Here is a 15,411-nt window from a genome sequence, read left to right as displayed (position 1 = left end):
CCGTGCCCGTGGAAAGCGCGTATATTTTCACGGTGCGGCGATGATCCTCCTATTGATAACATGATTATTCGTATGTTGAGTAAAGAAGTTGTGTTTTGTCCTAGCCTCCTTTTATCCTACATATAACTGGCAGTTAGCGTCCCCGCTTCAAGCAATAAAGTGAAAGCAATATGGATAAAAGGAGAGATCAACTGCCAGTAAATGTCCGATTGGTTTAAGGGCCTTTAGGTCAAACCCTTGTGGTACTAACAATCCGCGAGCGATAAACATCTCCCTCACGGATGGAAGCTTCACTTTATTTAAAATTTACAATGAAATAGTTCTACACTATAATCTAGTAAAAGTGTGATTTTTTTGATTTTTCACTAAAATATGTCCGTAAAGGGGAGGAGTAATGAAACTAATATCGTGGAGTAAGGATAGAATAAGTGAATTGGTACAGTTATGGAATAAAGAAATCGGTCAATATTTTCCAATGAGAGAGGAATTATTTGGACAAAATAGTTTTGCAGATACGAATGTATGTTATGAAGCATCACAAATTGCGGTTAATGCTGAGAATAAAACTATTGGTTTCATTGTTGCTAAAAAATGGCAGGATGAAATTGAAGTAGGGTTACCCGCTAATACTGGTTGGATTCAAGTGCTACTTGTTCATCATAATTATCGTCATCAAGGTGTAGGTAAAGCATTGCTAGCTCATACAGAAAATACATTTAAACAAAGTGGAGTAACTAGAATTATTCTTGGACAAGATGTGTGGCATTATTTTCCGGGGATACCTAGTGTACTTCAACAAACATCAGCGTGGTTTGAGCATCAAGGATATCAAGCAAATGGTAAAGCGTTTGATTTACTAAGTAGTTATACGGCGTTAAGTTACCCCAAACCAAACAAGCCTGGTGTTGAATTATCTTTATTAAAGAAAGAAGAAAAGAGTTCGTTACTGACTTTCTTAAATCGATGTTTTCCAGGAAGATGGGAATATGAAGCCATTCAATATTTTAAGCACGGTGGAACTGGCAGAGAGTTTGTCGTATTGAAAAAAAATCAGCATATTATTGGTTTTTGCAGAATCAATGATGCAAGCTCACCGATAATAGCACAAAACGTTTATTGGAGCCCATTATTTAACGAAGCGTTAGGTGGTATAGGTCCGCTCGGGGTAGATGAGCAGGAACGAGGAAATGGTTATGGTAAAATGGTAGTTCAAGCTGGAATTCATTATTTAAGAGAACGTGGTATTAACCGAATTGTAATTGATTGGACCGGACTAGTGAACTTCTACAAGCAATTAGATTACGGTGTTTGGAAAAGCTATTGGTACTATGTTAAGGATTTAGTAAAATAGAAAATATTAAAAAATCAGTGGGCTCTCTTGCTTTTGTAAGAGGGCATTTTATATGTTCTATGAAGGATTAGCACAAATAACTATATTCTGTAAAATATTAGTAATATATTACATGTTATTTTGGTTTCTTAGAAAAAGCCAAATTCTAGTATTTAAAGGCATTGCTTAGTTATTTTCCTCATCACGAAAAAATAACTAGATAAATAGCAAGGTATAGGAATTAAAGCTTGTTCTTTACATACAATAAATAAAAAGCGCTTTGTTAACACTATTAGTAAATGCTGGAAAATGGTTGATTCCCATTAATAGATATCCTATTAGTGTGAATTCATATAAAAATTAAGTGAAAAAGGGGGAGTATACAGTTGAAGGGAATACTAAAATTCCGCTGGATATTGCTGTTTTTAGCTATATTTCTAGTGACTTTAACCGTAGGGTGTTCTTCAGAGGATGACGCTTCGGAAGAAGGTACTGGAAATGATTCAAGTGAAGGTGCAAAGGAGGTGGAAGGCGAAATAGCAGGTGATTTGGAAATACAATATTTTGTTGGGGGATACGGGGATTCATGGTGGAAAGAAGTTATTGCTGATTTTCAGAAAGAATACCCGGATGTTACTATCATTGAGCATGCAGGACCTAATATTAATGAAGAAATGCGATCACGTTGGGTATCGAATGATCCACCAGATGTTGTATATATTGATGGAGCGGGTTCTAGCGAAACGCAAATGGTAGAAGATGGACAATTAATGAATTTAACAGATTGGGTAGAAGGAATTGAACTAGAAAATGGTGATAAATTAGTAGAGAGCTTTATTGTAGATCCTGGTAAATTCGATGGAGAGATTTATTCGTTGCCTTTAGTTTTTGATACGTGGGGAACCTGGTATGATCGAGCCTTATTTGAAGAGAAGGGGTATGAAGTTCCTACAGATTTTGATAGCTTTATGAATGCTATGGCTGAAATTAAAAAGGGAGAAGGAATTGATCCGTTTGTAACGTCAGGTCAGCATCCCTATTATTTCCTTCGAGGAATGCTATATCCAGCATTTGGAGCAGCTGGAGGTGATGAATTATTAGCGGATTTAATTACTGGAAAAGAAGGGGCATGGACGAGTGATATCGTTTTAGAAACGATGAAAAAGGTAGAGAAAATGCAACAAGAAGGAATGTTTGATTCGGGTCTTGGTGCATTAAATCATACGCAGTCACAAATGAATTTTCTTTTGCATAAAAACGCCTTTATTCCAGTAGGTTTCTGGTTACCGAATGAAATGGCTAATGATATTCCAAAAGGATTTGACTTTGGATTTATACCTTCTCCAATGCAGGATGTAGGTGAGCCATTTGCTATTGTACCTGACTTACGTCCATTGGCAATTGCAGAAAATGCTGAAAATCCAAAGGCGGCAAAGGCTTTTGTTGAATTTGCCTTCACTAGAGAGTATGCTATGTCCTTCTCCGAACATACGGGGGCAATTATGAATCTAACAGGGGTAGATTTAACTGCGAATGATAAGATACCTAGCTATTTGACAGAGGCTAATGCCATGATAAACGATCCAGAACAAGTACAAATCTATGAAAAACCTCATCCAATGAGCGCCGATTTGGAAACGCCAATCGGAAATGCGCTGATGTCATTAATGCTTGGGAATATGACGGCAGAGGAATTCGTGAAAGAAGCCGAAAAAGCAGCTGAAAATTACCGTAATAGTAATTAAATGACAATGTAAGTGATGCCCGTCAGCTTTGTTTCACTGCTGACGGGGATTATTATCCGCAAGTCAGTATGGATGATGTTTAAGCAAAGCCTAGGAAGAATGATGTCGTGCTTAGTCCTTTATTTAGGTTACAGATATTCATTTCTTATAGTTCAATAGAAAGAGTGATTTGATGGTACAGTCAAAAAAACAGAAATATCTGTTTCTAGCATTTTGTTTAGTGCCGACATTTATCATGTTCGCGATTTTTACACTTTATCCATTGTTTAGCGGTCTTTATTATTCCTTCTTCGATTGGTCAGGTGCCTCGCAACATAAAGAGTTTGTCGGTTTAGCGAATTACATCAGCTTGTTGAAGGATGCTATTATCCCGGATACGATCATTCATGATTATTTTCTCGTTGCTACAAAGGTGATTGGTATCATGATTCTTGCTATGTTTTTTGCAGTGGCATTAACACAGTTAAAAATCAAAGAAGCACCATTTTATCGAATTGTTTTCTTTTTTCCGAATATCATGTCTGTAGTAGTTATTGGCATCCTATGGACGTTTATATATAACCCCAATTTAGGACTTATTAATTCTGGGTTGGAGTTTTTAGGCTTAGAAAGCTTTGCCAAGCCATGGCTTGGCGATGAGAATTGGGCACTACCAAGTCTTGTTCTTCCATCCATCTGGGCAGGTATTGGTTTATTTTTATTGATGTTGATGGGAGGAATAGCGAATGTGTCCAAAAGCTATTATGAAGCAGCGGAGATCGACGGTGCAAGTCAATGGCAGCAATTTTGGAAAGTAACCCTTCCGCTAGTGTGGCCACAAATTAAAATTTCTGTCCTCTATATTGTAATTACTACACTGAACGGATCTTTCATTATCGTACAGGTCATGACTGGTGGTGGACCAAACAATGCTACACATGTAATGGGGTCATATCTGTATCAACAAGCATTTGTGCAGTATAATTTTGGCTATGGGGCTACCATTGGAGTTATGATATTGATTCTTTCGCTACTTACGGTACTAATATTACAGTTCTTTATGCGTAGAGAAAAAGTGGAATATTAATTCGATTGTGTATGAAAGGAGGAGCTACCGTTGAAGCGAAGTGTTGGACAAATTCTTGGAAGGACAGGGATTCGAATACCATTAATCCTTTGGACAATAGCTGTATTATACCCTATCTTTTGGATGTTTCTTGGATCCTTTAAGTCAAATGCAGAAATTTATCGTAATCCATGGGGGATACCGGATTCATTTAATATCCAAAATTTTGTAACAGCATGGTCCAATTACAATATTGATATTAGTGTATTTAATAGCTTGGTTGTAACCTTAGTCGGTGCATGTTTGACCTTAATTCTCTCTATTCCAACAGCATATGCTATCGAACGAATCCATTTTCGTGGAAGTAAACTACTATTTACCTTATATGTATCAGCGATGATGATTCCAATGGTGTTAGGCTGGATTCCGTTATTCTTCCTTTTAATGAAATTGAACCTGTTGGATAATATTTTCGGATTGGCAATTGTATATGCTGTAAGTCAACTACCATTTTCTATTTTTGTATTAACAAGCTTTATTAGTACAATCCCCAAATCATTAGAAGAATCAGCAGCTATGGATGGAATGTCGCCATATCGTGTTCTGTGGAAGATCATTACACCGTTAAGTCTGTCAGGTATTATCACCGTCACCATAATGAATGCTATTCAATTTTGGAATGAATATTTTATGGCTTTAATATTTCTACAAAGTAGCGAGAACTATACACTTGCTTTAGCAATTGATTATATAAGTAGTGAGGCGCAGTATACAAATGCATGGGGAACGTTATTTGCCAGCCTAGTAATTGCTATTGTTCCTGTTATTATTTTATACGCTATTTTCCAGCAACGAATTGCTAAGGGGATGACAGAAGGGGCAATAAAGGGATAAAAAAAGGTGGTGGATGCCAAGTTTCCACTCACCTTTTTCTAATAGTCTAGGAAATTAAAGGAAATTATAAATGTAGCCCATGCGGATAAGTAGGGGCATGTTGAGCCGAGAGCGACTTCACGAATCGCCCTAATCTAAGACATCATCGGCTCGAAGCTTATAGTGATTTCTTTATCTCCGTTGACTCGCTCCAGTCGTTACGTTTCTAATCGAGCGTTTGCGCTTTTGTTCTTAGTCCTTCCATGTATTTTTTAAAACGCGGATCCAATTGCCATGGGCAATTTTTTGTAGCTCTTTATCAGAGAAACCATGTAGTCGTAGCTTATTCATCAGGTTAGGTAATCCAGTAACGTCTTTCATACTGTCCGGAACGGTTGTACCATCAAAGTCTGAGCCTAGGGCCACATGCTCTATGCCAAATTGTTCCGCAATATATGCGATATGGTGAACGATTTCATCAAGAGAAATAGCTGTACCAAATTGTCCATCCGCTCGAATCATATTAACAGCATAATTAATTCCAACAACACCATTACTCTCTTTTATCGCTTGTAGCTGTTTATCAGTAAGATTTCTCGAAATTGGACAGATTGCGTGAACATTAGAGTGTGTGGCAACAATAGGTGCATCGCTTAGATTTGCCACATCCCAAAAACCTCTTTCGTTTAAATGCGTCGTGTCGATCATTATTCCCAATTCGTTACACTCGCGAACCAGGTTTTTCCCTGCTTTTGTAAGCCCATCACCTATATCGGGTGTAGCTGGATAGCGGAAAGGGACTCCATGTCCATACTTGTTTGGGCGGCTCCAAACTATTCCCAGAGAACGTAATCCAGCTTGATAAAGGATATGGAGGGCATTAAATTCTTCATCTATTGCTTCAGCGCCTTCCATATGAAAGATAGCAGCAATTACATTGCTGTTTAAACAATGTTCTAATTCTGCGGCATTTTTAACTACTTTTAATGTGCCATTCGATACAGATTCAAGTTTAAATAAGTTTGCAGCAAGCGTATTTGTGTAATTTAACGCTGACATTTGATTAATTGGTGGAGGTAACGGGATATCGTAGCCGTTTTTTGTTAAATATTTTTCCGGTTCTGCATCATAGTCCGAATTGGGAGTGAAAGCAGCAAAGAATCCCCCACAAAAATTTCCCCTTCGCGCACGAGGCAAGTCAATATGTCCTTTAGCGGTTTCAGAAAAAAATAAGCCCTCCATATCTTCTGGATCGTGCAAAAGTCTTAACAACGTATCGTTATGTCCATCAAATATAGGAAAGTCATTCATGGAAACATCTCCTTATCCGTTTAAGCTTAATCCTTAGTTTAGCATGCCATTTAAAAAAATAGTAGGTTCTAAAATTAGCGGTATTGGCTAGTAAAAGTTCCATAGTAATATAGTTCTTTTTTAATGCTTGTAACTGAAGCATATACTATTCTCCTATTAAATGGTGAATCATAGGTAGTTCATTCTAATCATTTTTTGAAAAGTTAGATTTATTTGATAAATAGTAGTAGATATTTCCATATTTCTTTGCTATTGTCAAAATAACTACATACATACGAAGGATTAACATCTATGACCTGAATATCTTGAGGGAAGGTAGGTGTTATTTTTTTAGTAGATTTGAGTGTGAGATTCATGTTGGCAAGTTGATTCAATTCGACATTAATCCTCTTTGAATTTGCACAAGAATGTTGGGTTCCCACGTAAGCTAATTTTCTAAAGGGAGGAAATATCATTGAAACATTACCGATTGATATCCATCATCTCGGTAGTCCTGTTCTTCATTATGTTTCCGTTATCTAGCTTTGCAAACCAAGAAAATAAAAAAGATGCAAGCAATGATGAAATTAGAGAAATCATCGAGGGAATGACACTTGAGGAGAAAATAGGTCAGCTCTTTGTTGTGCATGTTTATGGACAAACTCCTACTGATCCAGATTATGAAGACATTAATTTGCGTAATCATCGTGGCGGAAAAAACTTTCAGGAAGTTATTGAAAATTACCATGTCGGTGGAATCATCTATTTCAACTGGACAGGAAATATTGGCATGCCGCTTGATGCTGCACAAGTAAATGGATTATCAAACGGATTACAGGAAATTGCGATGGATCAAGATTCTTCCATCCCATTATTTATTTCCACAGATCAAGAGGGGGGAATTGTCCAAAGAGTAACAAGTCCGGGTACTGTATTTCCAGGGAATATGGCGCTTGGAGCTACAAGGTCGGAGGATTATGGCACGCGTAGTGGCAGTATTATCGGAGAAGAACTGAACAGCCTTGGAATTAACATGAATTTTGCACCAACGGTAGATGTTAATATGAATCCAGAAAATCCAGTTATCGGTATTCGCTCATTCGGGGAGGATCCAAATCTTGTATCTAACCTTGGTGTAGCTCAAGTAAAAGCTTATAAAAAGGAAAATGTAATATCTACAGCCAAGCACTTTCCTGGTCATGGTGATACAGCAGTAGACTCTCATTATGGATTGCCAATTATCGATCACGATCTGGAAACACTGCATGAAGTAGATTTAAAGCCATTTAAAGAAGCCATTGATGCCGGAATTGAATCGATTATGACTGGGCATATCGTAGTACCGGCCCTTGATGATTCGGGATTACCAGCTACATTATCGGAACCAATTTTAACCGATTTACTTCGAGAAGAAATGGGGTTTGACGGATTAATTATTACGGATAGTCTAGGAATGTCGGGAGCAAACGTCGTACCACCTGAACGAGTACCGGTGGAGGCCTTTAAGGCAGGAGCTGATATTTTATTAAATCCGCCAAATGTTGAGCTTGCATTTAATAGTATGCTTGAAGCTGTTCAATCTGGAGAGGTTAGTGAAGAAAGACTGGAAGCGTCTTTATATCGTATTCTACATGCGAAAATGGACAATGGCTTGTTTGAAGATCCGTATACAGACTCAGAGGCTATTCAAAATATTGGAGTAGCTGAGCATTTACAAACAGCACAGGAAATTGCTGATAGAAGTGTAACGCTTGTTAAAAATGATAATAACGTGCTACCGCTTGAAGAAACGGAAAAAGTGCTAGTGACAGGTCCATCAGTAGCGAAGCCTGTTATGGTATCAAATCTTTTACAGGAAAAAGGGATCAATACGAGTAGTTATCCTACAAGCACATCTCCTACAGACCAACAAATAGAAGAGGCAGTTGCACATGCTAATACTGTAGATAAGGTAATAGTAACTTCTTATACAGCTAATACAAATGAAAGTCAGCAAGAATTGGTTTCAGCATTACAGGCATCAGGCAAGCAAATCATTGTATCTGCCCATCGAAATCCTTATGATATCATGGTTTTTCCTGAGGTGGATGGGTATTTAAGTACCTATAGTTATTTAGAGGTTTCTATGAATGCAGTAGCAGATGTTTTAACTGGTAAACAAAATCCATTCGGTAGATTACCAGTTACCATTCCAGAGCTGTACGATATTGGTCATAGCCTAGATTATATTGAAACAGAGCTTAGTGCAGATGGAATGAAGGAGCTTGTTGCTGAATTAGTTAATCAAGGTGAAATAATAAACGGTGAACGAAAACTAACGATGCATTTAACGGCAGTTAGTCGATATGAGCAAACTGGATTATCAGATAAAGTAATTAAGCATATGGATAGTTTCCAAAGATTATTAGAGCATCAGCTTGAAAATGATGCTATATCAGAAAAAGCATTTAGTTATCTGGATACGCAGGCAATTCTTTTAATAGAGCATTGGCAATCACAATAATAATTGCAATTATCGGGGGTATTGTACGTTGTTATGGACAAAACAGAAAAGAAATCATAAACGATGGGTACAACATGTTCTTGTGCGTACTTTAGCGAGTATGTACATTCTCTTTATGATTATATGCCAGATTTCTTCACCTACTACTGCTTCATTTTCAGATTCATCCAAGGTTAGCGGTACAATTGTAGCCTATAAGGAAGATAAGAAGCCTAAATCAAATGAAGATGATCCTGTGAATACTGATCAGACACAGAAAGAATCTGTAAAAAATCAGCCTAATAAGGAAGAAGATAAATTAGATAACAAGGAAGCTTCGGAGCAGGGATCAGCAGAAGCTGATGTAGAAGAAGCTACAGAAAGAGAAACTGAAAAGAAACAGCCTAGTGATGAAGATAATGCTGTTAATAAAGAGGAATCCTCTAGTAAACCAGAACAAGAAAAACAGAGAAATAAAGCAGAAAAAGAGGTTAACGGAGAAGTGTCTGAACGGAGTGATTCTGCCAATGAAGAACAAAGCGCTACTAAAGAAAATCAGTAGTGGGTTAACGAGCTTACTATTCATATTTCTACTATGTATGCTATTTCTTGTGTTCATTTCTAAGGTGACAGGAAATGAAGGAAATCTATTTGGATATCAACTGAAAACAGTTTTATCTGGATCAATGGAACCTAAAATCGATACAGGCTCAATAATCTCCATTAAAACTGGCGGGGATATGACAAGGTTCCATAGAGATGATGTTATCACATTTAATACGAAAGATGACATGATTGTCACGCACCGAATTACCGAAGTATTAAATGATGGAGAACAATATATTACAAAAGGTGATGCGAATGACGGACACGATCTAAGTCCAGTACTTTCAGAGAATATCATTGGATATTATACAGGATTCACTATTCCGTATGTAGGGTACGTGATAAATTTTGCTAGTTCTCGTGAAGGAGCAGCCTTGCTCCTTATTTTGCCAGGATTTTTACTCCTAACTTACTCCTATATTATTATTCGTCGTACGCTCAGACAGGTGAAAGAAGTAATGGATGAAAAAGATATGAAGACTGGGAAAAAGACCCATTTTAATAAAAAAGGGGAGGATTTTCAATGAATATCAAAAAGCAATTAGGTATGGGAATGGTTTCAGCTGCATTAGGAATATCATTAATAAGTGGTGGTACATTTGCTTATTTCAGTGATAGCGAAACAACGAACAATACATTTGCTGCTGGTACGTTAGATTTAGCTGCCGAACCTACAGAAATTATTCAAGTAGAGAATATTAAACCTGGAGATTCGATGGTACGAGATTTTGAACTACAAAATAATGGAACACTCGATATTGATAAAGTATTACTTGATACAGATTATACCGTAGGAGATGCTAATGGTGATAATACCGCCGACTTTGGGGAGCATATTGAGGTTGAATTCCTCTATAACGCAGATAAATTAGATGAAGTAATCTACCAAACTACGTTAGCTGAATTACGACAGATGACCCCCGAGGCAGTGAATGAACATGTGTTTGATCCATTACTTGGAGAGCAAGGATTGCCAGTTGATTCCATTGATGATTTAGTAGTGAAGTTTAATTTCGTAGATAATGGTGAGGATCAGAATCAATTTCAGGGTGATTCTCTTCATTTAGAATGGACATTTACAGCAACCCAAGAAACAGGTGAAGAAAAATAACTGTTTATCCCGCATGTAGAGTGCCGTAGGACTCCCACTTTAAGTGCCAGAGTTAGTGAAAAATAGTCAAAGTGGGTGAAAAGGTACTTAGATGCCCGATTCGTTTAACTAATCTTCAGTAGGAGATGGAAGAAAACTCCTATTGAATGAAGTTTCACTTTATTTGAGGGGGGGATGACCGGTATGAGAAGACAAGGTAAATCATTCTTGCTTATTTTAATATTTGCCATATCTATCATATTCACTAACCTTGAGGTTGGACAAGCCTCTGATCAGGAATTAGTACCTGGCGAACCGGCCAGTGTCGATATGCTTGATAACCCATTACAAGATATCGATTATGCTATTGATCAAGCTATCGCTGAACAGGTAATGCCTGGAGCAGTTGTATTTGTTGCTAGAAAAGGGAAAATTGTAAAACACGAAGCGTACGGATATGCAGCACGATATACAGATGCAGATTTTACAGAGATGGAGCAGCCTATTGAAATGCAAAAAGATACGATAGTTGATATGGCTTCCATTTCAAAATTATTCACTGCAACAGCAGTCATGCAATTATGGGATCAAGGTATGTTTGAATTGGATGATCCTGTAGCTGATTATATACCTGAGTTTGCTGTAAATGGAAAAGAATCGGTTACTATTCGTCAGTTGCTCACACATACTTCAGGGTTTGCGCCGAGTCCTTCAAGTTCTCTTTATTTAATAGAAGGGGGGAGGGATGACCGGTTAGACTTCGTTTTGAATGAATCATTGCAGAATCCTCCAAATACAGAATATGTATATAGTGATGTTAATTACCTTACATTAGGTATATTGATCGAACGGTTAAGTGGAACGAGACAAGATCATTTTGTAGCTGATCACATCACAGACCCCTTAGGAATGGAAGACACCATGTATAACCCATCGTCTACACTACGAGAGCGTATTGCTGCTACTGAATATCAGCCGTGGACAAATCGAGGATTGGTATGGGGAAGTGTTCATGATGAGAATGCTTGGTCACTTGATGGTGTAGCTGGACAAGCTGGTATCTTTAGCACAGCAGCTGATCTAGCGACATTTGCACAAATGATGTTGAACAAGGGAGTATATAGTGGAGAAAGAGTACTGTCAGAACAAGCTGTAGAATTAATGAATACGAATTGGAATGACGCATTTCCAGGGCAAGATCAAGGATTAGGTTGGGAATTGAATCAGAGCTGGTATATGGATAACTTAGCAGAAGAAAATACGATGGGGCATACAGGTTATACGGGGACTTCGATTGTAGCAAGCCCAAATCAAGAAACAATCGCTATACTATTAACCAATCGGGTACATCCAACTCGTGAAACCGTATCTACAAATCCGATTCGCCGCAAGGTTTCTGAGCTTACTGCCGCAGCGATACATGCTTGGAGTGCAGAAAGTATGAAAGCGCAAGTAGAGATATTAGCAAGAAAAGGCGCCTTTACTAGCGAGCGAGCTGCCTATATGGTTAAACTTCACCTAACTGCGATTAGTAGATATGAAGAAATAAAAGATACTGAAAAAGTAATGAAGCATCTACAAGGATTTCAAGATCTATTAGACTACCAAAAGCAAAATCAATTGATTTCTGAGGATGCTTACACTACTTTGATAAATGATTCTGCATATTTAGTTAATAAGTGGAGATTGAAAGAGTAGTGAAAAGTAAGTTCCTAAGAGAATCATTTTCTATATGTGAAGTGAAAGACAGCTATGACTCACAAGTAATAAGGTGGGATTAGCTGTCTTTTTTGCTTCATATCCATATTGAAGTTGGAGAATTCCAGGAGGGGTGAATGATGAAAAAGGTAGTTGTAATAGTTTTAAGTCTAGCATTTATATGTTATACACTATCCATGGTTTTGGCAGATAGTACGAATGGAAGACTTGAAAATACTCAAGATGAATTAAAACTGGGTGTCGAAGTTTTATTAGATGAACAAAAAGAATTAATAGAGGGGAAGCGTGTTGGTTTAATTACCAATCCTACGGGAGTGGATCAAGCGTTAAATAGTATTGTTGATCGGTTACACAATGATCCTGCTGTAAATCTAACAGCACTTTATGGCCCAGAGCACGGCGTTCGTGGCGATGCACAAGCAGGAGAATATGTAGAGTATTATATTGACGAACAAACGGGCTTGCCAGTTTATAGCTTATATGGAGAGACAAGAAAGCCAACTCCAGAAATGCTAGAAAATGTGGATGTCCTGCTATTTGATATTCAAGATGTAGGAGCGCGTTTCTACACGTATATTTATACTATGGCTTATGCGATGGAAGCAGCGCAAGAGAATGGAAAAGAATTTATTGTTTTGGATCGCCCTAATCCATTGGGAGGGTATGACGTAGGAGGGCCCGTTCTTGATCCGGACTATGCTTCATTTGTAGGAAACTATCCAATTCCATTACGTCATGGATTAACTGTAGGAGAGTTGGCAAATTTATTTAATGAGGAATTTGCTATTGGTGCCGATCTAAAGGTTGTGGAAATGAATGGCTGGGAGCGCGGTATGTATTATAATGATACAAATTTAGAGTTTGTGATGCCGTCACCTAATATGCCGACGTTTGATACTGCTCTTGTATATCCGGGAGCAGCTTTAATTGAAGGAACTAATGTATCAGAAGGACGTGGTACGACAAAGCCATTCGAATTAATAGGAGCGCCTTTTATAAACAGTACTGAATTTGCACAGGCTTTGAATGAATTGGAAGTACCAGGTGTGTTATTCCGAGCAGCTTCGTTTACCCCGATGTTTTCAAAGCATAGCGGAACACTTACTCACGGTGTTCAAATTCATGTTATCGATAAAGAAGCATATCAGCCAGTAATTACTGGGCTGCATATTGTAAAAGCAATTCATGACATGTATCCGGATGAATTTGCATTTCGGGCCGAAAATAGCTCCGGTATATCTTTCTTTGATAACCTAATTGGTAATGGGTGGGTCCGTGAAGCAATTGAAAATGGTGACGCAGTTGAAGAAATGGTGATAACTTGGAATCAGGAGTTAGAGAGATTTAAGCAAACGCGAAGAAATTATTTACTTTACAAAATACTTGTAGATAATATGCAAGCAGCTGTGGATAGGTTCACAGAAAGTGGTGCCATTGAAGAAGCTGCAAAGCGGAAATTAACAATGCATTTAACAGCAGTAGCTCAATATGAAGAGAAAGGACAAGCTGATAAAGTAAGAAAACATATGAAAGGCTTTAAGCTCTTATTAGATCAGCAGAAAGATAGTCAACGAATTGTAGAGGAGGCTTATAGCTATTTAATGAAGCAAGCCAACGATATGATTAAACAATGGCAATAAAGAACGAGGCTGAGACAAAAAGAATGAAGAAACGGTTAAAAACGAACGATGATTAGTTGAAATTAATTATCGTTCGTTTTTTGATCAGAATCATTCATTTAGCACCTGAAATAAGCGAGACTCCGGCGGTAACAGCACGAGTTCGAAGATCCACGTATTAACGTGTTTTTCTTTACCAAAGTTAGCTGAGGCCGTGCCACGAGTATAGTTTAACGGTGCGGCGATGATACTCCTATTGATAACATGATTATTCGTATTTTGAGTGAAGAAGTTGTGTTTGTCCCAGTCTCGTTTTTGAAGCAATATTTTAAACGCTATCCGAAGTAACTTTAAGCATTTATTCAAAGGAGATGTGTACAAATTGAAGAAAATTGCTATAGTTTTATTTTCATGCATCGTTTGTTTTCCCACTTTATCCATCTTTAGTGCTGCTGAATTTAATGACTATGTAAATGAAGAGGAAATACCTATTAAAGTGGCTACCTATAATATGGCTGCTGGAAGGGGAACGGATGGAAACTATCAGTTGGAGCGAATAGCTGAAACCATCCAAGAAACTGGAGCAGATATCATAGGTCTTCAGGAAGTTGATGTTCATTGGGGGGCTAGGAGTAACTACGACAATACCATTCAATTACTTGCGGAAGAACTGGATATGTATTACTATTTTGCTCCAATTTATGATATGGAACCAGCCCAAGGTAGTGACCATCGTAGACAATTTGGGGTAGCTATGTTAAGTAAATATCCCATTACAAATGCAGCTAATAGGCAAATCACCAGACTTTCTACTCAAGATCCTAATCCTGAGCCGAGACTGGCACCAGGATTTTTAGAAGCAGAAATCACAATTGAAGGAGCGGTGGTTCACTTTTATGTTACTCACTTAGACTATCGTTCTAATCCAGCAATTAGGGAAATGCAAGTTAGTGATATGAGTGCAATTATGTTAGAAAATAATTACAATATTTTAGTTGGAGATATGAATGCTAGACCGAATGCAGAAGAATTGCATCCGTTATTTCAATGGTATGATGATGCATGGCATATCAATGATGTGCAAGGATATACGTATCCATCGACAGTTCCTAACCGGAGAATCGATTATATTTTTACGTCACCTCGTATGAAGATAGACGCTGCTCAAGTAAACATGTCCAATGCATCTGACCATCTTCCAGTCACAGCAGATGTAACAATCCTTCGTGAAAATCACTCCTATTCGATAAGAGGAATGAAATCGCTTATAGACTATTATGAACAACGAGGGGAGTTAACAAATCAGCAGCTGATCAATCGAACTCGATTACACTTAGATATACTTCATTATTATGAGGAAAAAAATCGAAAAGATAAAATGATAAAACACTTGGACAGTTTTGTAGACTTGCTTACCTATCAAAAAAATCATCAAATGATCTCAGATGAAGCGTACGATGTACTTGTATCAGATACAGAATTTTTAAGAGCGTGCTGGAGTTCTGAAAAATAACAAACGTGTAGGCGATGTATACGTACTTCGTCTTTTTGATAAGTTAAGAAAGTATAAAATCAGTGCAATGACTGCGTTAAGCCAAGTAGTTATTTTGAA

The 15,411-nt window shown here is 37.7% G+C and carries 12 protein-coding genes and 1 pseudogene; 12 read left to right on the top strand and 1 reads right to left on the bottom strand.

The features are described from left to right. The first annotated feature begins 394 nt into the window (after positions 1 to 394). From JUJ52_RS20735 to JUJ52_RS20720, 4 genes are all read left to right on the top strand, one after another. Positions 395 to 1,351 carry a GNAT family N-acetyltransferase gene (locus JUJ52_RS20735; protein WP_205388830.1) on the top strand — a complete coding sequence of 319 codons (957 nt, stop codon included), beginning with the start codon at positions 395 to 397 and terminating at the stop codon, positions 1,349 to 1,351. A gap of 365 nt (positions 1,352 to 1,716) precedes the next feature. After that, entirely contained in the window at positions 1,717 to 3,075 is a 1,359-nt protein-coding gene (locus tag JUJ52_RS20730) for an ABC transporter substrate-binding protein (RefSeq protein WP_205388829.1), read from the top strand. A gap of 172 nt (positions 3,076 to 3,247) precedes the next feature. Beyond that, a complete protein-coding gene (locus JUJ52_RS20725; protein WP_121605705.1) occupies positions 3,248 to 4,141 on the top strand; it encodes a carbohydrate ABC transporter permease in 894 nt (297 codons plus the stop codon). Between the two features lie 30 nt (positions 4,142 to 4,171). Further along, positions 4,172 to 5,014, top strand: coding sequence for a carbohydrate ABC transporter permease (locus JUJ52_RS20720; protein ID WP_121605704.1), 843 nt, complete (start codon positions 4,172 to 4,174; stop codon positions 5,012 to 5,014). Positions 5,015 to 5,245: 231 nt separating this feature from the next. On the opposite strand, the gene JUJ52_RS20715 is transcribed toward JUJ52_RS20720, so the two are convergent. After that, on the bottom strand, positions 5,246 to 6,304 hold the full coding sequence (locus JUJ52_RS20715) for a dipeptidase (protein WP_121605703.1): 1,059 nt from the start codon (positions 6,302 to 6,304) through the stop codon (positions 5,246 to 5,248). Between the two features lie 505 nt (positions 6,305 to 6,809). Here JUJ52_RS20715 and JUJ52_RS20710 point away from each other — a divergent pair. From JUJ52_RS20710 to JUJ52_RS20680, 8 genes and pseudogenes are all read left to right on the top strand, one after another. After that, a complete protein-coding gene (locus JUJ52_RS20710; RefSeq protein ID WP_051388300.1) occupies positions 6,810 to 8,786 on the top strand; it encodes a glycoside hydrolase family 3 protein in 1,977 nt (658 codons plus the stop codon). A 28-nt stretch (positions 8,787 to 8,814) separates the two neighbouring features. After that, on the top strand, positions 8,815 to 9,327 hold the full coding sequence (locus JUJ52_RS20705) for a SipW-dependent-type signal peptide-containing protein (protein WP_026680683.1): 513 nt from the start codon (positions 8,815 to 8,817) through the stop codon (positions 9,325 to 9,327). After that, positions 9,293 to 9,898 carry a signal peptidase I SipW gene (sipW, locus tag JUJ52_RS20700; RefSeq protein ID WP_121605702.1) on the top strand — a complete coding sequence of 202 codons (606 nt, stop codon included), beginning with the start codon at positions 9,293 to 9,295 and terminating at the stop codon, positions 9,896 to 9,898. Before JUJ52_RS20705 ends, sipW begins: the two co-directional genes overlap by 35 nt. Then, entirely contained in the window at positions 9,895 to 10,482 is a 588-nt protein-coding gene (locus JUJ52_RS20695; protein ID WP_026680682.1) for a CalY family protein, read from the top strand. Before sipW ends, JUJ52_RS20695 begins: the two co-directional genes overlap by 4 nt. 183 nt (positions 10,483 to 10,665) lie before the next feature. Then, a complete protein-coding gene (locus JUJ52_RS20690; protein ID WP_205388828.1) occupies positions 10,666 to 12,159 on the top strand; it encodes a serine hydrolase domain-containing protein in 1,494 nt (497 codons plus the stop codon). A 140-nt stretch (positions 12,160 to 12,299) separates the two neighbouring features. After that, a pseudogene (locus JUJ52_RS20685) lies at positions 12,300 to 13,556 on the top strand (exo-beta-N-acetylmuramidase NamZ family protein); the annotation flags it as partial. A gap of 18 nt (positions 13,557 to 13,574) precedes the next feature. Then, a complete protein-coding gene (locus JUJ52_RS23795) occupies positions 13,575 to 13,820 on the top strand; it encodes an FIMAH domain-containing protein (RefSeq protein WP_374489095.1) in 246 nt (81 codons plus the stop codon). Between the two features lie 361 nt (positions 13,821 to 14,181). Continuing rightward, a complete protein-coding gene (locus tag JUJ52_RS20680) occupies positions 14,182 to 15,312 on the top strand; it encodes an endonuclease/exonuclease/phosphatase family protein (RefSeq protein WP_226983545.1) in 1,131 nt (376 codons plus the stop codon). Positions 15,313 to 15,411 lie beyond the last annotated feature (99 nt).

It is taken from the genome of Virgibacillus sp. AGTR (assembly GCF_016919725.2).
GTDB classification, from domain to species: Bacteria; Bacillota; Bacilli; order Bacillales; family Amphibacillaceae; genus Virgibacillus; species Virgibacillus salarius.
This window is presented reverse-complemented; position numbering and strand designations above follow the sequence as displayed.